Consider the following 19,947-nt stretch of genomic DNA (forward strand, 5'->3'; position numbering starts at 1 on the left):
GCTTCCAGAGCCATAATAAGCAGTAAGGATGAGATCACTAGATAACTGATTAACCGCTCATCCCAATTTCACTAATAAGGGCTTCAGTAAGATAAATCCGAACCCAAATAAAACATCATCTAAAGATTACAAAGATCCCTCAAAAAAAGTTGGGGGCCGTTTTCGATGTGCCGAGTTAGGCATAAAAACTTAGGAGGTAAATTATGTTTGAAAGCGAGTTATTAATTTCGCTGTACAGTCCCAAATTCAATATGGCCCAAATGCCAGTAGAAATGCCAGTAGAAATAGATGTGCCATTTGAGCACCCCGATATCGGAGGGCTGATGTTTTTAAGCCCTCAGTTTTTCGTGGCATTAATCGCCGGAGTCATCATGGCTTTCGGCTTCCAATTCCTGTTAACCAATTTCTCGATTGCCGCCAAAATCTCAAATTGGGACGAGGCTTTACCCGACGATGACGATGATGATGAGTCCGAAACTTTAGGCAAGAAAGTTCGGAAAATCGAAGGTTTAGTCGGGGGTTGGATTTTAGTCACAGTTAACCTGGCTTTATTTTTGGCTTGTTTTCTGGCAGTAAAACTAACTTCAATTGCCTCGGTAGACGGAGCGGCAATTATTGGTGTGGTCATTTGGTCGGCGTACTTTTTAACGCTGGTGTGGCTCGGTTCTAGCGCCGTCGGTTCCATGATGGGTTCCTTGATAAAAACTGCTTTTTCAGGCGTTCAAGGCGTGATGGGTAGTGCTGGTGCTGCGATCGGCGGCAAGATGGCTAGCGACCAAATGGTCAATACTGTAGAGGCATCTGTTGCCGCTGTCCGCCGCGAGTTGAGTTCGGCGGTAGACCCGGATAGCATTCGCGAAACGCTGCAAGATTATGTGGGTTCTTTGCAGTTACCGAAACTAGATGTTAAGGAAATTCGCGGTCAATTTGAAAAGTTGCTGGGCGATGCAGATATCAAATCTCTTGCGGGAAGCGACGTTCTGAAGAATGTTAACCGCCAGACTTTTGTTGATTTAGTTAAGAGTCGCACAGACTTTTCTCAAGAGGAAATAACTCAAGTTGCTGACCAACTCGAAGGCGTTTGGAAGCAAACTTTCGGCAAGCAGCAAGAGCAGAAAGACCCGAATTTAGAGTTGGTTGATTTTCTCAAGTTTGCGGCTCCCGATTTGCTGAAGTCTGACGAACTCAACGCCAAGCTGTCTCAAATTCTCGAAAGTAGGGAAAACAAATCGGAATCCAGCAGCGGCATGAAGCGAGCGATGCAGTTGGGTGTGGAATCTCTGGTGGGCACTGTTTTGTCGCGGACGGATTTGTCTGATTTGGATGTTGAAAAAATCTCCGGTCAGTTGCAACAACTGACAGAAAAAGGTACTCAAAAAGCTAAATCTTTGGCTTCTCAGGTGGGCGACAAAGTGCCTGCGCTGCCTTTCAATACAGCTAAGGCTGATGTGGAAAACTACTTGCTGAATACCCAGCCTTGGCATCTCAACCGGGAGACAATCAAGCAGGAATTTAGGGATGTGATTTACGACCCGGAAGCTTCTCCGGGGGCAGTTTTGCGCCAGTTAGAAATGTTTAATCCCGATTATTTTGTAGGGATTCTGGGCCGCCGTGAGGGGTTTGCTCCTGAACAGGTGACGGAAATTGCCGAACAGCTTGAAGGTGTCCGACAAGAAGTGTTGGAAATTGTGCAAGCTGCTGCTGGTGAAGAACAGTCTCAAGATTTGCGGAGTCGGATTGAGAATTATTTGCGATCGACCGGCAAGGAAGAATTGAATCCTGAAGGTATCGAGCGGGATTTCCAAGCGCTTTTGGACGATCGCGATGCTGGTTTTGAGGCTTTGCGCGATCGCCTGTCGCAGTTTAACCGCGATACTTTGGTGCAGTTGCTGGGTCAGCGGGAAGATTTCAGTCCAGAGGAAGCCGATCGGTTAATCGGGCAGCTCGAAAGTTCGCGCGATCGCGTAATTTCAAGAGCTCAAGAATTGCAAGAGCAAGCGAAATCGAAAGCCCAAGAATTGCGGCAAAAGGTAGAAGACTATCTCCGCAATACTAATAAGGAAGAACTCAATCCTGAAGCGATCGAGCGCGAGTTTCAAACGCTGTTAAACGACCCGGAAGCCGGATTCAAAGCGCTGAGAGAACGCTTGTCTCAATTCGACCGCGATACGCTGGTGCAGTTGCTGTCACAGCGCCAAGACCTCAGCGAAGAACAGATCAATCAGACGATCGACCGGATCGAATCTGTGCGCGACAACATTATCCACGCGCCGCAAATAGTGGCAGATAGAGCTAAGCAACAGTACGAGGAAGTTACTGCAAAAATTGGCGAGTACCTGCGGAATACAAACCTGGAAGAACTCGATCCAGAAGGCCTCAATCGGGATTTGACTAAATTGTTTGAAAATCCGAAAGAGGGTGCTTTGGCACTTCGGGACAGACTTTCTCAGGTCGATCGCGAAACTTTAGTCAAGCTGCTTTCGCAGCGGGAAGATTTGAGCGAAGAACAGATCAATCGGACGATCGATCGCGTGCAAGATTCAATTCGCAGCATCGTGAAATCGCCCCGCCGCTTGGCATCTCGCGCTCAAAAAACAGTCCGGGATTTCCAAGGCAGTTTGGAAAATTACTTGCGGAATACGGACAAGGAAGAACTCAATCCTGAAAGCATCAAACGCGATTTGCAGTTGCTGTTTAGCGAGCCGGGAATGGGGATGCAAAGTTTGGGCGATCGCCTGAAGCACTTCGATCGATCGACTCTGGTAGCATTGCTGTCGCAGCGGGAAGACATCTCCCAAGAGGAAGCTAACAGAATTGCCGACCAAATTGAATCTGTCCGCAACCAAATTGTCGAACAAGTTCAAATGGTTCAGGACAAGTTTCAGTCAGCAATGGATGGTATTTTCGGGAAAATCCGGGATTACCTCAATTCGCTCGATCGACCAGAGCTCAACTACGAAGGCATCAAGCGGGACTTACGCAAAGTGTTTGACGACCCGCAGGCCGGATTTGACGCGATTAAAGAGCGTTTAGGTGAGTTCGATCGCGCTACTTTAGTTGCCCTGCTGAGTTCTCGTTCCGATATTTCCGAGGCACAGGCTCACCGAATTGTTGACCAAATGGAAGGAGCAAGGGACAGCGTTTTATTGCGATCGGAACGCCTGCAAAATGAAACCAAAAAACGCATCAAACAGCTCAAGAACAAGGCCAAGCAGCAAGCAGAAGATGCGCGCGAAGCGGCAGCCGCCGCAGCTTGGTGGCTGTTCGGTACGGCTCTGACTTCTGTGGTTGTTTCGGCTTTGGCTGGAGCAATAGCAGTCAACGGGATTTCGGGTTTGTTTAGCTAGATTTTCAACGAGTTTGAAATAAAGTTCTCCTGATTCTAGGCTGGCTGTTTGCCAGCCTATTTTCTTTGGAATGATATCATGTCCGGTTGATTTGGTGGCATTGGAATTATTATGCAGTGCGAGCGTCCTCGCTCGCGGTATGGATCGCGAGCGAGGACGCTCGCACTGACATTATCCAAATATATGATTCCGATGCCACCGAAAACGATATTATTTATCGCCGATCGAACTAGGAGGAAATACTTTAGATAAATCTAGGGACAAATCCCCAAAATTAGGGAGGGCAACTGTTTCGTTAGGCAGAAAAATTCTCTTGACGCGATAACCAAATTTGCCTTGCGAATTCTGATAAGGTTCGCTGTAACATTCCAAACAAATTTCTAATAAATTAAATATCCAATAATCAGAGATAGCCGCTTCAGCATAAAGGGGCAACTTGACTTGTTTGTCGTAATTCAAAGAAGAATCCGCAATCTCAATCAGTAACAATATATCCGCTGTTGTGGGGTGACAGGATAAATAGTCATCAGGGCGATTTTGCACGATCGCGCGATCGGGTTCAGGTTCGCTGTCATCCGGCAGAATAATCGGTTGTTGCCCTCGCAGTGTCGCCCTTTCTCCCAGCAGCTTAAATAACTCGCGTTCCAAGCGTGTCTCGCAAACAGAGTGAGCGGTACCTTTAGCTGCCATTTTCACAAGTTCTCCCTTGATTAACTCAACTCGATCGTCCTCACCAAAGAACCCCAGTTCTGTCAGGCGATGATATTCCGCTATGGTGAAACGTTTTGCAGTTGCGATCGACATAACAGCCACCTCAATACAGGTATGTTGCGATTATAGGCGATCGGCGATCGGCTAAACAATGCTAATCATGAGCTTCGCTAACAACAATCTTGTCAAATTTGCCTCATCCTTTGGTTGCACTTTTTCCCAATTTTTGTGAATTTACTCGCCGAACTTATGTCCGGGATCATCTCTGTCTTAAGCAAGATTCTAGCATCACTATTTATTAGGTACTTTAACTTAAGTAGCAAACAAAAGTTTTCTCAAAAATAAGAAAACTGAGCAATACATATTATTTTGGAGGCTTGAATGACCTTTACTACCAGTGCTTACGACCAAGGAAAAGCAGATATTAAGCAGTTGAGTGTAGACGACCAATTAGGTTTGCTGTGGTTTGTTTACACCGAAATGGGCAAGTCAATAACGCCAGCGGCTCCCGGTGCTTCCGGTTCCGAAATCGCTCAGGGTTTGTTCGAGCAAGTCAAGCCGCTGCCCCACGAAGAACAACTACAAGTAATGCGCGACATTGCCTCAAAAGCCAATACCGAAATCAGCCGGATGTACGGCTCGATGAGTCCTGAAACCAAGCTGGCTTTTTGGTATTTCCTAGCGGTAGGAATGGACGAAGGAACTATTATTCCTGTGCCTCCAGACTATCAACTTCCCGACGCAGGAAAAGCTTTATTAGGAAAGATAGAGGGCATGGATTTCCAGCAGCAAATTGATTTCCTTCGCGGTACAATTTTAGAAATGGGTGCTGAAGCCGCTCCGGGGGCTGGCATTTAAAAATAGGACTTACGAAAAAAAAACCGCTTTCTCGGAGAATATTGGGTTTGGTAACGACGCATCTAGGAAGAAACCGGGTTTTTAGCCGTTTGATGCGTAAGTCCTCAAAAAGATTAGTAAGGAATGAGAATTAAATAACTTAGAATTTTGATGGTTCTTGTGGGATGGGCGTCCCGCCCGTCCAGAAAGGGCGGGCTAAGAGTGCCCAACTCCTACTTCCGACTTTCAAGAGTGTAAATTATTTAATTCGCCATCCTAAGTAGCTCAAACTAATACGCCGCGCCAGAAACCAGGCTTCTTCAAGAAACCTGGTTTCTGGCTGTTGTGTTTTTTTAGGTTTACGGCGAAGATCCGCACTTTACAGCTAATAAGTGAATTCAACGGCTCTGTTTCCCACAACTTCAGGCGCACCTGCAATTAAACGCATATCTTCGCAGGCAACTGTTAGCAAGGGCTGACCTAAGTTTAAATTGGCAAAATGACTTTCTTCAGGTATTTCTAGTTCGCCTCTAATCAAGCCGATTCTAGAACCCAATTCTCCTTTAAATAATAGCAAATTGCTGCTGTCAGCGCTGAAAACATTTCCGCTAAAAGGCACCCGTAAGGCTAAGCTTTGCTGGCTGTAATTGAAACTGCACAGTTGACGGTTTCCTTGGCTAACTGTGACGCGGTAGCCTAGCGGTGCTGCTTTTACCGCATCGCTACCTTCCCAACTAAATGTAGCTAATTCTTTAGGAAGTCCCCAAATTTCCCGCCCGCCGGCTACCGAGTTAGGATTGTCTACGTAAATATGGGAAATCCAAGCGCCCCATTTTCCTGCATAATTGGCGATCGCGCTAACTACAATTAACTCATTGTACTCCATCACCGAACCCAACCCATAGGAGGATATATAAATGCCGCCTAGGGTTTTTCCGGGCAATAAAGAGACAATTTCTAACTCAGAGGGAACCAAGGGGCGCACTCGTGCCACATCTACCAATTGTAAAGTCCCAACAGCATAACCTTGCAGATTCCAAGGTGCAGATGGATATACCATTTTCAGTGATTTAATGTCTGATATTTTATACTTATTTTAGCTTGGGGCTTCAAAAAGCCACAGTTTTTGGTATTTATTCACAAGTTGTTAGTAACTGAGATGTTGCACCATTCTCAATAAGCTTTTTATGAACAGGCTTTCCGGCCTGTTCCACAAGAAAATTCACTCTTTGTGGAACAGGCCGGAAAGCCTGTTCTGGAGAATGGGGCAAGATGTGAGTAGTAATTTAATTTATTTAAGAAATATAATATGTGACGGTAAATTTGATGAATAGTTGACTTGGGTTATCTGTTGTAGGGGGGCGGGTTTAATAATATTGTTAGTAGGAATTAGATATTATTCGTAAAACCCGACCCTACAGATATTATCAGCGTTTATCCGTGTTGATCTGCGGTTAAAAACCTCCAAATCTACTTACTAGCATAGCCCGTACTTACCAAAAAATCCCGCAACTTCCCGAAGAATTGAGTGCGATCGCGCCCTTGATAAACCCTCTCCAACAATTGCCAACCTTCCGCCTCCTGGCCCATGACATACTTGTTCGCCATGAAGGCCGCCAAAACCCCCTTCACCTCCCCATCTTCACTCAGACGCTTGTTAGATTCCAGCCAAAGCTCAGCAGAATTCGTGTATACTTCCACCGGATACTCTTTGCTAACATCTTGCATTTTACCTTGGCGGTACTGCCAAATTTGCAGCGGAAAGCGAGAATCAGCGTAATTTGTAAATGCCTCGGAAAATCTGCCGTCCTGACTCTTAAACTCTGGGATATCATTTTTGCCCAAATCGACAATTTCGTAACTCACATTGCCCCAGAAATGCTTGAGATGAGTGTATTTGCTAGCTGCCGAATCGTAGCGGTAAATAAACGAATAATTGCAGCAGCGGACACCGCTTTTGGTTGAGACTAAATCTGCCAGCACTTCCGGTTCCTTGTCCCCGTCTAAATCACGAATTCGCAGCGATAAAAAACGTCCTTCTGCTATTTCTTCGCTGGCTCTTTTGTCTGGATTATCTACTAGAGAGCGAGTCGGAATCAGCACTGGTTCTTCTAATAAAATTTTACCGTCACGGATAATTTTGATGCGGAGATTTTTAGCATTTTCTGCTTCTTTTACGAAAGAAACTTCCGCCCGAACTTTTCCCGCTTCCGAGGTTTCTGTTGTTCGAGGCGGGCCGATATTCGCCGGAACTTGGGCGATATATTCCGAAGGAATTAAGGCAGTTTGGCCGGGTTTGGCGATCGCCTGACAGAAAAAACTTGCTACTTCGGCGCGAGTAGCATTCCGAGTAGGTTCTAGCTGTTTAACAGCCGGATAATTGACTACAAGTTGTTTTTCTGTGGCGGCGGCGATCGCACTTCTAGCCAGTTCGGGAATGTCCCGCGCATCTTCAAAAGTCGCATCCAAAATCTCAGCCGCCGGCCCTGCGGGTGTATATTTTAAGCCGCTGGTTAAAGCTACCAAAACCTGCCAGCGGGTAACATTCAATGTCGGGTTAAAAATACTGCCGCTGTAACCGGACATAAAACCCGTCTGATAAGCTTCTCGAATTGCTTTAAAACCCCAGTAATTTGTGGGAATATCTGCAAAGCCGATCGGAGATCGGACGGTTTGGGCATCTGGAAAAGCCATGCGAACCATGGCCGCAAACTCAGCGCGGCTGACGGGGCGATTCGGGCGAAAAGTGCCGTCTTCGTAATAGCCACTGATAATTTTTTTCTGTGCTAACTCCTCAATGCAAGCTTGCGCCCAATGGTTGTTAACATCCGTAAATTTGGCTTGAGCAAATGCCGGGGGTACATTCATGCCCGGAAACACTAAATTCCCGATGATTATCCCCAGGGCTACCAGTAAACCGATGATAGCTTGCCATCTGTGCGATCGAATCATAGAACAGACTCCTCTACTTACCAATTGGCGATCGAAACCGAAGCAAATTTTATAGAATACTAGGTATTTTAACCTGTTTCTCTTAACATACTCATGACTAGCGCCTTCACAGCCGCGCAGTGATTCCGAGAATTGCGAAGCAATTTCAAAGCTTGGCTATTGCTGCGCTTGGGATTGCAGTGACACAATCATGCAGAAACTTGTTCCCACAGTCGATCGACTGTCACGAATTTGTAACCTTTATACAAAAGCAATGGAATTATTTTATCCGCAGAGGCTGCCACATCTTCGCCACCGCAATAGCCGTCGTGCAGTACAATAATTGATCCGTTTTCTGTTTGCTGCACGATGCGACTAATAACTTTCCTAACCCCCGGCCTCACCCAATCTTCCGGGACGACACTCCACATTACAGGGCGATATTCCCACTGTTGCAATAACTCTAGTGTTCGCGGCGTAAAAATGCCGTTGGGTGGCCGCACGTCCAGGATTAATTTTGGGTCTAAATCGCAAGCTTTGGCAATTGCTTTTTGCGTGTCTTCTAAACTTTGTTTGAGTTCGTGGGTTTTGAGTTTGGGAAACGATATATGCTGGTAGCCGTGGAGACCGATCCAGTGTCCGCGATCGTACACTTCTTTAGCCGTTTCTGGATGCCTATCCACGCAAAAACCTAGCAAGAAAAAACTAGCTTTGATGTCGTATTTATCTAAAACTTTTAACAGTTGAGGTGTGTGCTGACGGTGAGGCCCGTCGTCAAATGTGAGGGCAATTTCTCGGCTGTTGATATCTCCCGTCCACAGACATCCGGGAAAAGCCGATTTGAGAATGGGATGAACGACAGGAAACAGGGGTGCTAATGGCATTGATTAACCTGGATAAATGCGATCGGGTAGAAATGAAGCTGCGTTACAATAGAATAAAGTTAACTCAATCTAGGTAAATATGACAACTGCTGTTGAGATAGGAACGCTAATTGTCCGCACGCCGGGAACCTGTGGCGGCCGCCCGCGAATTGCAGGAACTAGAATTACGGTAGAGAATATTGCTATTGATTTTAATGCCGGGATGACTCCCCAGCAAATCATTGATGAAAGACCGCATTTGACTTTAGCACAAATTTATGCAGCACTCACTTACTATTACGCGAACAAGGAAGCAACGGACGCCGAAATAGCAGCTTACTACGAAGAGTATGACCGTTTGGAAGCAGAATATATGGCAGGTAAGCTATCGTGAGCCGAATTTGTTTATACATGGATGAGGATATTCTCCAACGCTCGCTGATACTCGCTCTGCGAACCTCTGGTGTAGACGTAATAACTACCTCGGACGCTAACAAGCTTAGCTGTTAAGATGAGGAACAACTGATCTGGGCAGCGGAGCAAGGGCGTGCCATATACAGTTTCAACACTAAAGATTTTTGTCGTTTGCACAGTACCTTTATTGCCCAAAATATCGGTCATGCTGGAATTATTATGGGAGTGCAACAGCGGTACTCGATTGGCGATCAGTTGCGGGTTTTTTTTAACTTGATTGCTGCTAAGTCAGCCGAAGAAATGATAAATCAATTGGTGTTTTTAGCTGAGTACATTAGATATGAATAAAAGCTTGAAATAACCGATTGCACCGGAAACTACCAGCCTCTTTAACTCCTTTGATATAGACTCAATCTAGCCACAGTCGCATCGACCTCTATCTCGCGGTCGATGCGATCGCCCTACAGCGTCCTCCTATACTGAAAACCAGCACTACTAATCGAAAAACCATCAAGGAGGAACAATGACAGAGGAATATTTAGCCGAACGAACAGTTTCAGCCGTATTTAAGGAAGAAGAACAATTAGACGGCGTAATTCGGCGGTTGCTCGATCGCGGAGTTTCCCGCGACCACATCTCAGTAATGGGAAAAAACTTTCAATCTAAAACTAAAATTGCCGGCTTTATTACTAAAAAAGATGTGATATTAGGCGGTCTGCGAAGCGGGGCGATTTTTGGTTCATTATTCGGTTCTTTTTTGGGTTTGCTAACAGGCGTCGGTGTCCTGTTTATTCCCTTTGTCGGTGCAGTAGTATCGGCGGGCCCGCTGGGTGCGGTACTGTTGGGTGCAGCTAGCGGCGCGATCGCAGGTTCGGCCGGTGCGGGTCTAGTTTCCGCTTTAGTCACCTTGGGAATGCCGGAAGACAAAGCAACTATCTATCAAACCCGCGTTGAAGCAGGCGAGTTTCTCGTGATGGCAGAAGTCGCCGCCGACCGATCGGGCGAATTTCAACTCTTGCTAGAAAGTGCAGGCGGCGAAGAAGTTTCAGTTAGCGAAATGACGCTGCCGCGCGCCGTCAAAGGTCGCTGCAATAGTCCGGCAGACTTATCTCCAGAAGTGCGATCGCACCTGTCGGAAGCTGCTCAAAAAACCTTTATGGAATCCTACAACGCCGCATTTGATGAAAGCAACGACTCGATACAAGCGGAACACACTGCTTGGGACGCCATTCACCAGCAGTACGAAGAAGATGAAAACGGCGTTTGGACTAAGCCTTTAGCGAAAGTCTAGTCTTGCAATCGCAGCAAACTAATAAAAAATACGATCGAGCCTCTAGAACTGCGGTTTTGGAGGCTTTGACGATTTTAGATTTTAGGTTTTAGATTGGTGCAAGACTTAATTAGATTAGGACTTAGGCATGGGGGGCCCAGAAACCGGGTTTTTTTACGAAAAGACGCGTTGGAACCCGTAGATTCGGTAAAAAACCCGGTTTCTTTGTCGGAGTGCCTCCAGGAGTGTATATTTTATATTTTATAATTGTGAAAAACTTAATTTTTAAGAATTTGGTAATGGCCGAAAGTCTCATTACTGTTTGAAATTGGTATTGCACTAGGTTGCGTTGTCCAGTACAATCTATAAGCTTGCAATATAAAATTGAGTTAAGCAAATGCAAAAATACCTTTGTACAGTTTGCAATTACGTCTACGATCCAGAACTAGGCGACCCCGACGGAGGCATAGCTCCCGGTACACCCTTTGAAGATATCCCCGACGATTGGGTTTGTCCCACTTGCGGGGCGGTAAAATCGGATTTTGAACCAGAATAAGCGAGAAAAAATTTGTCCGATCGAATGCTCAAAATTACAATCATCGGTGGCGGTGCTGCTGGTTTTTTTAGTGCAATTACCTGTGCCAAAACCTACCCGCAGGCCCGCGTCACTTTACTAGAAGCTGGCCGGCAACTCCTGGCAAAAGTTCGCATCTCTGGTGGCGGGCGCTGCAACGTGACTCACGCTTGTTTTGACCCGGGTGTTTTAGTGCAGAATTACCCCAGAGGAGGGAAAGCTCTGCGCGGTGCTTTTACTCGATTTCAACCCCGCGATACTGTAGAATGGTTTGCAGGTCACGGTGTGAAGTTGAAAACAGAAGAAGACGGGCGAATGTTTCCGATCACAGACGATTCGGCGACAATTGTTAACTGTTTGATCCGGGCTGCTGAGGATGCAGGCGTAAAAATTCGCACTGGTGATGCAGTCGTTTCAGTAAAGAAATTAACCGGGAATAACGCAGAGGGCGAACAAGGGGACACCGCCCCTAGGTTTGAAATTGAGTTGAAGTCGGGGGAGAGTTTAAAGTGCGATCGCATTCTTCTCGCTACAGGCAGCAATCCATCGGGTTATAAGTGGGCAAAAGAGTTGGGTAATACTGTAGAACTGCCCGTTCCTTCTCTATTTACTTTTAATATTTCCGATAGCAGAATCAAAGATTTAGCCGGAATTTCTGTTCCTAATGCTAAGGTGAAATTGCCGGGAGCTAAATTAGAACAAAGCGGGCCTTTGCTAATTACTCACTGGGGTTTAAGCGGGCCGGCTGTACTCAAACTTTCGGCTTGGGGTGCGAGATTTTTGCACGATCGCCATTATAAAACATCTGTGCTGATTAATTGGCTTCCCCAGTACAATGCGGAAGTTTTGCGACAGCAACTACTAGCGGTTAAGTCGCAGTTGTCGCACCGATTGATTGTTTCTAGCTGTCCGTTTCCGGTGCCGCGCCGCCTCTGGGAACGTTTGACAAGTTCGATCGGCATTGATGAGCAAAAACGCTGGGCCGACTTATCTAACAAAATCCTCGATCGCCTCCTGCAAGAACTCGTTCAAGGCGAATATCAGGTTGCCGGAAAAGGCGCTTTTAAAGAAGAGTTCGTCACCTGCGGCGGTGTCAACCTCAAAGAAGTCGATTTTAAGACAATGGAAAGCCGCCGCTGTCCCGGACTTTTCTTTGCGGGCGAAATCTTGGATATCGACGGAGTGACGGGCGGTTTCAACTTCCAAAGTGCCTGGACTACGGCGTGGTTGGCCGGGAACGCGATCGGCAAACCATCCGATTTTAGATTTTAGATTGGGGAATACTTGCTTTGTAAAGGTTTGGGAGTTGCGATCGGCTCGCCTATATTAAATTTTGTGTTATTTTTGAATTAAGGCGCACCAAATGTGTGTCAACTTCAGCTTGTAGACAAAATTCGCCGTTTGGCGGACTTAACATTGGGTGAGATACATGAAAAACTTGAATCTAAAAACCCTAAAGTTCGATCGCAACCTTGAGGGCCATTTTGACTCACCTTTCATCGAAAAAAATGGCTTGCTGGAATTCAACCCCAAATTTATCACTCCCGAATTTTTAACAACCTGGACGTTTGAAACACACCTGTACGGCGAACAAGTTGCGATCGACCACTTTGTCCTCACATTCCCTAGCCGCACCGAACTAGAAAACTACGCCGAATCTTTTTACCCCTTCGGCGCCAAAATTGTCGAAGGCCCCGACTTGTTCCCGATTAACTTTTGTGCGGAAAACATTAACGTTCCCTCCGACTTGTGGCTGCATTTAATGACTTTATTAATGCCAGCGGGCGGCTTAGTAGTATTAGATGCGCCCCACGCAGCCGGCGACCAAAAAAACCGCTTTCAGCAAGAAAGAGGATTAGAAGCAGTTCACCACGTCGCGATTCGAGTCGAAAACGTGCAGAATGCTGCTAAAATATGGCAAAATAAAAACTTTAAACCGCTATCAGAGCGTCCTCTAGACTACGGCTCATTAACCCAGTGGTTTCTGCAAAACCCCGCCGGACAAATCATCGAATTAATAGAACGTCGCCCCGGCAACAACGCCACTTTCGACTGCCAAAATATATCTGGTTTGCGCCTTAGTGAAGTCGCCAGTCAGTAGGGCCGGCAAGATGCCTGCCCCACAATTAGCAATTACCAATTCTACATTACAAAATAAAATCTATGGTTGCAATAAAAATCCCTAAAGTCACTTTTCAACCCCCAACATTCAACTCAGTTGAAGAAGAACGCCGCCACCGAAAACAGCGTTTAGCCGCCGCATTCCGATTATTTGCCCGCTTCGGATTCAGCGAAGGAATTGCCGGACACATCACCGTCCGCGACCCCGAACACCTCGACCATTTCTGGGTCAATTCTTTTGGAATGCACTTTAGTTTAATTCGAGTCAGCGACCTAATTTTAGTCAACCACAAAGGCGAAGTTGTTGAAGGAAATAAACCCGTCAACGAAGCAGCATTTGCCATTCATTCCCAAGTGCACAGCGCCCGCCCCGACGTAATTGCAGCAGCCCACGCCCATTCTCCCTACGGCAAAAGTTGGTCGAGTTTGGGCCGCCTGCTTGACCCGCTGACGCAAGATGCTTGTTCTTTTTATGAAGACCAAGCTTTATTTGACGATTACACCGGAGTTGTTTTGGAAATCGAAGAAGCTAAACGCATCGCCAAAACTTTAGGTGAGAAAAAAGCGATTATTTTACAAAATCACGGACTGTTAACAGTAGGTCAAACAGTAGATGAAGCGGCTTGGTGGTTTATTGCAATGGAACGTTCTTGTCAAGCGCAGTTAATGGCCGAAGCAGCGGGAAAACCAATTCTCATCAAGCCAGAATGTGCGCGTTTGACACAGCAACAAGTAGGGTCTCACCGCATGGGATGGTTTAGCTTTCAACCGCTTTATGACATGATAGTGCGTCGGGAACCTGACTTATTAGATTAGGAACTAGGCGGTTGAAACCGCTAGTACACAAACACCGTCCGCCTGCGGCGAATAAAGAATGAACGAGGTATTAAAGCCGGATTTAGTATCAGGAGTGCAAAATTTATAAATTCATGCTGACACGGATTCCAGCCAAGCTATCAAATCCTCTTGACTGGTAAAATCTAACAATATTTCTCCTAAATCATCTAATTGTTCGAGAGATAACTGTTGGATGCGAGTTTGAATTTCCGGCGCAATTTCACCAGTGCGCCGCGCGACTTGACGCAGGATTAATGCTGTTTGCCCCTCAATTAGACCTTCTTGGCGACCTTCTTGGCGACCTTCTTGGCGACCTTCTTGCATCCCCTTAATAACAGCACCGCGTTGGTCTTCAAAGAACATTTCCCGCTTTTCTAATGATGCTAACTCGTCAAGGTTTAAGGTAGACCTGTTAGCAATGTTAAAAGCTGTTTGAATTTCGGGTACTGACGCCAATTTATCCGGTATTTCCTCCAGTTCAGGAGCATTTTTTATAAAATAAATCCAGCTTTGAATCAGATTTTCAACTTGTTCTAATTTTTTGTTAAACTTTGGTAGTTCAACAAAAACTAACTCTATTTCTCTATAATACTCGAAGTTTTCTTCGACTTCTTTAAATACAAAATGTGAGAGAAACTTTTCGGTATTTTCAAACAGGATAAAATCCGTAATTGTGAGAGCAATGAGAGGATTTAATTTTGAGTAGCCTTCTCTGCGTTTGAGTTGAGTGGCGTAGGTTTTGGCTGCATTATATATGACGCGCTTAGTAAAAGCTTCTACATTGATGACCTGCATTTCGATAATTACAGTTTTGTTGCCCGTAATTTTTGCTTTGACATCCAGGTAAGTGTCTTTTAATCCAGTAACGCTAGGCGCGGCGTAGGGATCGATGATTTCTAAGTCTTTAATTGTCGGCTCTGCGTTGTAGAGCATAGCATTGAGGAAGCTAATCAAAACTTCTTTGCTCTGGGGCGAAGCAAAGATTTTTTTGAAACCAAAATCTGTCTTAGGGTTGATGAAATTCATAATTGATAATTAGTAAATGGTGTTTCAATGTGATAATTATATCACAAAATTCCTTCCATTTCTAAATCTTCAATTATCTGCAATCCGCGCGGGTCGCCAACTCGCAAAAGTGAAGATTTAGCATCTTCCCGCACGCCCATGTCTTCATCTTCTTCTAAAGCTTCAATTAGACCATCGATCGCCCCAGCGTACACTATATTATTCGGCAATTCGCGAGCCAGTTGCCCGATCGCCCAAGCGCAGTTGCTCCGCACAGCAGATACAGAATCTCCCCGCAGCGCTTCAATCAACGGCGGAATCGCCGCAATCACCACATAGTAACCAACTTTTGCCATTTGACCCAGAGAACTCGCCGCCCACAAACGCACCGCCGAAATATCAGTTTTCAGAGAATCAATTAAAGATGGCAAAGCGCGGTGGTCCCTGCAATTTCCCAAGGCCCAAACTACCCCTTTGCGAACGTAACCGTTCCAGTCGCGGTTAAGTTGAAGAATCAGTGGTTCCACAGCATCGGGACTCGGATTTCGCCCCAAAGCATAAGCCGCGCTTACCCGCACCAAGGGGCAACCGTCTCTCAATAAATTAATTAAATGCGAAATTGCTCGATCGTCCTGCAGTTCGCAAAAAGCCCGCGCCGCAATCATCCGGTGCTGAGGTTCCGGGGATGCAAGCATTGGCAGCATTTCATCGGGATCTGGCAGCGGGGGTTCGGATTCGTCAAAATGATCCAAAGGGCTTTCCAGTTCCGTGTCAGTATCAAGGGCGTTGGGGTAGTCGTTATTGTTCATAAAAAAACTTTACCGCACAGAGGATGCTCCTAAGCAACTCAGTCAGCAGTCAGCACTCAGCAGTCAATAATTGTAGGGGGCGCTTGTCAGCAACAGGCTTTCCGGCCTGTTCCACAACAGATAAATTTTCTTGTGGAACAGGCCGGAAAGCCTGTTCCTAAAAGGCTAATTGAGAATGGTGCAACATATGACTTACAACAAACAAATTCCTCTGCTCTCACCTAAGTTTGTAGTGAGGACTTCAGTCCTCATAATTGCTGTCACCTAAGTTTGTAGTGAGGACTTCAGTCCTCATAATTGGCATGAATCAGGACTTTAGCCCTGATTCCAAACCAGTAGAATTTATATTTCAAAGGGATTTGAGCATCGACAGGGAATGAGTTTGATAGCCTAATTTTTGATATAGATTCACCGCAGGCTGATTGCTCAGAAATACTTGCAAACCAATTTGCCGATCGCCCCTTTCCCGCGCCCAATTTTCAGCATGAATAACTAAAGCTGCACCGACTCCCAGACGGCGATGTTCCGGTGCTACGTACAGCAAAAAAATGTGAGCGTAGCGTTCTCCGGTGGTTTGGTCGATCGCATTTCCCAACCACAAACATCCGACAACCGATGTCAGATTTTGGGCTTGAGATTGGGGATTGAGATACTGCGAGGGCAGCGCCGGCAAAATTTCTGCCTCTTCCTGGGTGTTTTTCTGGCACTCTACCCACCAAACCGGCGTCTGGTTAGAAAAATACTGCTCGACAGTTTGAGCCAAATGTCCCAATTCCCCATCCGGGTAAAGCTCTCGGTAAGTCCGGTGCATAAACTTTACCAGTTTTGCTCGATCGAGTCCCGATCCCGATCGCAGCCCGTAGCCCGGTATCAGTTGAGCAGACATCAGCTCAGCGGACACGGAAAGCGGCATAATTTAGCCCCAAGAAAATTGGATTCACCACTGCCGCTTGCTTTTGGGGAATCGCTTCCTCAATCGGTGCCGGGGCAGCCATGTCACCAGGCAAAAAGATGCGAGCACTGACTGCTACCAGAGCCGCGAAAAATACTAATACCGCTATTAATGGAGCAATGTATTGACGAATGATACCCATAACCGCAAAAACTTAATTCTTGAGTTGATATTATCAAGTGTACCATACAAATCTGGTCAGCTATAATGGCTGCCATTGGACAATTAGCTCAAGAAGAGAGCGATCGCAAATACCAACAAACAGAAAATCTAATATTATGAGTGCCTCGCCTGCTGTTTATGAAGCTCTAGCTAAATCAATTGTTTTTTTGAATCAAAAGCCGAGCGCGCAAAATGAAGTTTCGACTTTCCTAGATACTAATGGCTACTATATCGATCGCATATTTGACGACCCCGAAACCAACTTTTATGCGATCGGGTTCGGTTCATCCAATCCCGAAAACCCGCCCGCCCTCGTATTTAAAGGTACAGACTTCATCGACGGCGACGCTATCTTTTCCGACTCGCGGGACATTGGTTTACCTGAATTTGAAAAAAACAAAGATAATATCCAAAATTGGCTCACAGAAATCGGTCAAAATACTGGTAAAAACCCCAACAAATTATTGCCCGATGTCATCGGACACAGTTGGGGCGGAGCAGTCGCTCAAATTGTAGCAACAGAATACACAACTCTGACCGGCGATATCTTTACTTTCAACTCTCCAGGAGTATCAGCGAGTACATTCACCAGTTTTCGGAGAAATCTCGGCAGAGTCGGCAACAAAAATGTCACTCACTACATTGTCAGCGGAGATTTCGTCAGCTTGTTTGGTGAAGCATTTATTCCGGGTAAAGTATTTATCCAAAGTTTTACCGATCCGAGTATTAATCCCTTAACTGTTTTGGCAAAACATCGAACTGAAAATTTGTTAACTAATCCGCCCGTGGGTTTTTTGCAGAGGCAAATTTCCGTAGAACAATTAAACAGTCCTGAATTTACTTATAACAACGATTCAGATTTTAACGAGTTTATCGCTGCCATGAATTTGGCCTTGCCCAATGTGTCAGTCGCCATCAGAAGCAGAGGCGGTGCAGAGAGTGTGAGAACCGCACCAGAATTTTCTTTTGTGCAGTTGATCAGACAAATGCAATACGGTTTAGCTCCCTTACAACCGAATTATTTATCAGGCGACGCTCGCAACAATACTGCTACGGGGGGCCCTGGAGAGGATACAGTTACCGGCAACGGCGGTAACGATACTCTCAGAGGCAATCGAGGTAATGACAGCATCATCGGTGGTGATGGCGACGATTTCTTGTACGGCGGCAGAGATAACGATTATTTGGAGGGGGGCGACGGAAATGATTTGGTTTCCGGCGAGTTGGGCAACGATTTTTTAATTGGTGGTGCGGGGCGCGATCGCTTTGTATTGGAACCCGGTGGCGGAGCAGATGTGATTGTAGATTTTCAAGATAGTGAAGATTTAATTACCCTGTCGCGGGGTCTAACTTTTCCTCAAGTTACAGTAACCCAAGGTGTTGACGGAGCTTTAATTAGTATCCCGATTACTGGGGAAATTCTTGCTACTCTCAGAGGCGTAGTTGCCAGCGATATTAGTCGGGTAGATTTTGTATAGTTTTAGGGCGAGCAAAATTTGTATTTGTGGTGGCGAGAAACCCGCATGGGTTTTGTATCGAGAGGTTTTTTTTGTTAAAAAATCTCAATTAATTTGCCCCTAAAAAGCCACTAAAAATGACCCATTAATATGGTTAATAAACGAAGTTTATAGTAAACTGAGTTAAGTAGCTTAAAAACTAATTCCCCATCAAACGACAGGAAATAAAAAAATATGCCCTCCTCCCCCGCCGCTTACGAAACTATAGCCAAGCAACTTGTTTACATAGATGACCAGCCCCAGTTTCAAACTTTAGTTCAAACAGGTTTGAGTGCTGCTGGCTACCAAATCGATCGCACCTTTGACGATCCCGGAACTGGATTTCACGCGATCGGCTTAATTTCCACCACCCCAGACAAACCGCCTGTTTTGGTAGTTCGCGGCACTGACTCGCCCGTAGACGATATTGCCAACGCAGACCCGCGGGGCGCAGGTTTCAACCAATTTGAAGCCAACAAACAAGCATTAGGAAATTGGCTGACACAAATCAGTCAAGATACAGCCAAAAACCCCAGCCGCTTGCCACCAGATGTTCTCGGACACAGCTTAGGCGGCGCCATAACGCAACTAGCCGCCACCGAATTTACATCTACTATCGGAGATGTTGTCACCTTCAATTCTCCCGGAGTTGCTCAGAGTACAGTCAATACATTCAAGCAGAAAGTCGGCCCAGGAAAAAATGTAACTCACTACATAGTTAGCGGCGATTTTGTGAGTTTGGGAGGAGAAGCTTTCCTACCGGGAAAAGTAGTTCTTCAAACATTTACTAACCCGATTATCAACCCGCTACTTGTCTTGGAAAAGCACACCCAAAACGGTTTGTTAACTTCTCCTCCTCCCGGCTTGACTCAGACAGAAATCTCTGTAGACCAGTTGAACCGCCCTGATTTCACTTTCACAGATTCAGATTATTTAGAACTGTTAGCTAGCTTAGACTTTGCACTGCCAACCTTAGCAACATCGCTGGAATCGCGCAGCAGTTTAGAACAATTAAGAACCACTCCGGGAAGCTCGTTTTTAACAAACGTTGTGGCAATGCAAACTGCTCTCGATGTCTCCAAAATTAACAATTTAGTAGGCGACGATGCCAACAATACAGCATCAGGTTTTGCAGCGGACGATATTATCACTGGCAATGGGGGAAACGACACTCTCAGCGGCAACAAAGGCAACGATATTATCAGCGGTGGCAGCGGCAACGACCTACTATTAGGTGGTAAAGGGGATGACAATTTGAGCGGTGGAGAAGGAGACGATACACTCATTGGCGCAATGGGTGCGGATCTCTTAATTGGTGGCACTGGACGCGACGTATTGGTGTTAGGAGCAGGTGCCGGTACAGATACATTTTTAGACTTTCAAAAAGGTGAAGATTTAATCGGTTTGAGCGGAGGTTTGACCTTCAACCAATTGAGAGTTACTCCAGGCGATTTTATAACGACGATCGAAATTGCCAGTAACGGCGAAGTTCTTGCCAGTATTCCTGGCATTCCAAGTAGTCCGCTAACAGCTAGCGATTTTATTGCGATTTAGTTGGCGGCTGACAATACAGATATTCGGTAGCGGTAGGGACACAACAATGTTGTGTCCTTATTTT

General features: G+C 45.9%; 19 protein-coding genes. 11 read left to right on the forward strand and 8 right to left on the reverse strand.

Annotated features, from left to right (window positions below):
• Window positions 1-203 precede the first annotated feature (203 nt).
• Window positions 204-3,347: an MFS transporter gene (locus tag QUB39_RS20470; RefSeq protein WP_333208637.1), complete on the forward strand. Its 3,144-nt coding sequence runs from the start codon at window positions 204-206 to the stop codon at window positions 3,345-3,347.
• Window positions 3,348-3,557: 210 nt separating this feature from the next.
• On the opposite strand, the gene QUB39_RS20475 is transcribed toward QUB39_RS20470, so the two are convergent.
• The gene (locus QUB39_RS20475; RefSeq protein ID WP_333052896.1) at window positions 3,558-4,151 is read right to left on the reverse strand and encodes a Uma2 family endonuclease; all 594 of its coding nucleotides are present in this window, start codon (window positions 4,149-4,151) and stop codon (window positions 3,558-3,560) included.
• A gap of 288 nt (window positions 4,152-4,439) precedes the next feature.
• Between QUB39_RS20475 and QUB39_RS20480 the strand changes: the two genes are divergently transcribed.
• Entirely contained in the window at window positions 4,440-4,916 is a 477-nt protein-coding gene (locus QUB39_RS20480) for an orange carotenoid protein N-terminal domain-containing protein (RefSeq protein WP_333052897.1), read from the forward strand.
• A 364-nt stretch (window positions 4,917-5,280) separates the two neighbouring features.
• On the opposite strand, the gene QUB39_RS20485 is transcribed toward QUB39_RS20480, so the two are convergent.
• The 3 genes from QUB39_RS20485 to QUB39_RS20495 all read right to left on the reverse strand — a co-directional run bounded on the left by QUB39_RS20485 (window position 5,281) and on the right by QUB39_RS20495 (window position 8,710).
• Window positions 5,281-5,955 (reverse strand): acetoacetate decarboxylase family protein, encoded by a 675-nt coding sequence (locus QUB39_RS20485; protein ID WP_333052898.1) that lies wholly within the window; start codon window positions 5,953-5,955, stop codon window positions 5,281-5,283.
• 410 nt (window positions 5,956-6,365) lie between these two features.
• Window positions 6,366-7,847, reverse strand: a complete 1,482-nt coding sequence (locus QUB39_RS20490; protein ID WP_333052899.1) for an S-layer homology domain-containing protein — start codon at window positions 7,845-7,847, stop codon at window positions 6,366-6,368.
• A gap of 188 nt (window positions 7,848-8,035) precedes the next feature.
• The gene (locus tag QUB39_RS20495) at window positions 8,036-8,710 is read right to left on the reverse strand and encodes a polysaccharide deacetylase family protein (RefSeq protein ID WP_333208638.1); all 675 of its coding nucleotides are present in this window, start codon (window positions 8,708-8,710) and stop codon (window positions 8,036-8,038) included.
• 79 nt (window positions 8,711-8,789) lie between these two features.
• Between QUB39_RS20495 and QUB39_RS20500 the strand changes: the two genes are divergently transcribed.
• The 7 genes from QUB39_RS20500 (at window position 8,790) to QUB39_RS20530 (ending at window position 13,884) form a co-directional block, all read left to right on the forward strand.
• The gene (locus QUB39_RS20500) at window positions 8,790-9,083 is read left to right on the forward strand and encodes a DUF433 domain-containing protein (RefSeq protein ID WP_333052901.1); all 294 of its coding nucleotides are present in this window, start codon (window positions 8,790-8,792) and stop codon (window positions 9,081-9,083) included.
• Between the two features lie 191 nt (window positions 9,084-9,274).
• Window positions 9,275-9,451 carry a hypothetical protein gene (locus tag QUB39_RS20505; RefSeq protein WP_333052902.1) on the forward strand — a complete coding sequence of 59 codons (177 nt, stop codon included), beginning with the start codon at window positions 9,275-9,277 and terminating at the stop codon, window positions 9,449-9,451.
• Window positions 9,452-9,626: 175 nt separating this feature from the next.
• Complete coding sequence (locus QUB39_RS20510; protein ID WP_333208639.1) at window positions 9,627-10,394, forward strand: ChaB family protein; 768 nt, start codon at window positions 9,627-9,629, stop codon at window positions 10,392-10,394.
• A 376-nt stretch (window positions 10,395-10,770) separates the two neighbouring features.
• Window positions 10,771-10,929, forward strand: coding sequence for a rubredoxin (gene rd / locus QUB39_RS20515; protein ID WP_333208640.1), 159 nt, complete (start codon window positions 10,771-10,773; stop codon window positions 10,927-10,929).
• A gap of 24 nt (window positions 10,930-10,953) precedes the next feature.
• A complete protein-coding gene (locus tag QUB39_RS20520; protein WP_333208641.1) occupies window positions 10,954-12,219 on the forward strand; it encodes an NAD(P)/FAD-dependent oxidoreductase in 1,266 nt (421 codons plus the stop codon).
• A 157-nt stretch (window positions 12,220-12,376) separates the two neighbouring features.
• Complete coding sequence (locus QUB39_RS20525; protein ID WP_333208642.1) at window positions 12,377-13,048, forward strand: hypothetical protein; 672 nt, start codon at window positions 12,377-12,379, stop codon at window positions 13,046-13,048.
• A 62-nt stretch (window positions 13,049-13,110) separates the two neighbouring features.
• Entirely contained in the window at window positions 13,111-13,884 is a 774-nt protein-coding gene (locus tag QUB39_RS20530; RefSeq protein WP_333208643.1) for a class II aldolase/adducin family protein, read from the forward strand.
• A 111-nt stretch (window positions 13,885-13,995) separates the two neighbouring features.
• Here the strand turns inward: QUB39_RS20530 and QUB39_RS20535 are convergent, their stop codons facing one another.
• The 4 genes from QUB39_RS20535 to QUB39_RS20550 all read right to left on the reverse strand — a co-directional run bounded on the left by QUB39_RS20535 (window position 13,996) and on the right by QUB39_RS20550 (window position 16,813).
• Entirely contained in the window at window positions 13,996-14,931 is a 936-nt protein-coding gene (locus tag QUB39_RS20535) for an Rpn family recombination-promoting nuclease/putative transposase (RefSeq protein WP_333208644.1), read from the reverse strand.
• A 41-nt stretch (window positions 14,932-14,972) separates the two neighbouring features.
• Window positions 14,973-15,719: a HEAT repeat domain-containing protein gene (locus QUB39_RS20540; RefSeq protein ID WP_333208645.1), complete on the reverse strand. Its 747-nt coding sequence runs from the start codon at window positions 15,717-15,719 to the stop codon at window positions 14,973-14,975.
• 349 nt (window positions 15,720-16,068) lie between these two features.
• Window positions 16,069-16,605: a GNAT family N-acetyltransferase gene (locus QUB39_RS20545; protein WP_333208646.1), complete on the reverse strand. Its 537-nt coding sequence runs from the start codon at window positions 16,603-16,605 to the stop codon at window positions 16,069-16,071.
• Between the two features lie 4 nt (window positions 16,606-16,609).
• Complete coding sequence (locus tag QUB39_RS20550) at window positions 16,610-16,813, reverse strand: hypothetical protein (protein ID WP_333052912.1); 204 nt, start codon at window positions 16,811-16,813, stop codon at window positions 16,610-16,612.
• A 136-nt stretch (window positions 16,814-16,949) separates the two neighbouring features.
• Between QUB39_RS20550 and QUB39_RS20555 the strand changes: the two genes are divergently transcribed.
• Both QUB39_RS20555 and QUB39_RS20560 read left to right on the forward strand, forming a co-directional pair.
• A complete protein-coding gene (locus tag QUB39_RS20555; protein WP_333052913.1) occupies window positions 16,950-18,311 on the forward strand; it encodes a calcium-binding protein in 1,362 nt (453 codons plus the stop codon).
• Window positions 18,312-18,524: 213 nt separating this feature from the next.
• Window positions 18,525-19,883: a calcium-binding protein gene (locus QUB39_RS20560; RefSeq protein ID WP_333052914.1), complete on the forward strand. Its 1,359-nt coding sequence runs from the start codon at window positions 18,525-18,527 to the stop codon at window positions 19,881-19,883.
• The last annotated feature ends 64 nt before the right edge of the window (window positions 19,884-19,947 follow it).

The organism is Microcoleus sp. AT8-B5 (assembly GCF_036705565.1).
GTDB lineage: Bacteria > Cyanobacteriota > Cyanobacteriia > Cyanobacteriales > Microcoleaceae > Microcoleus.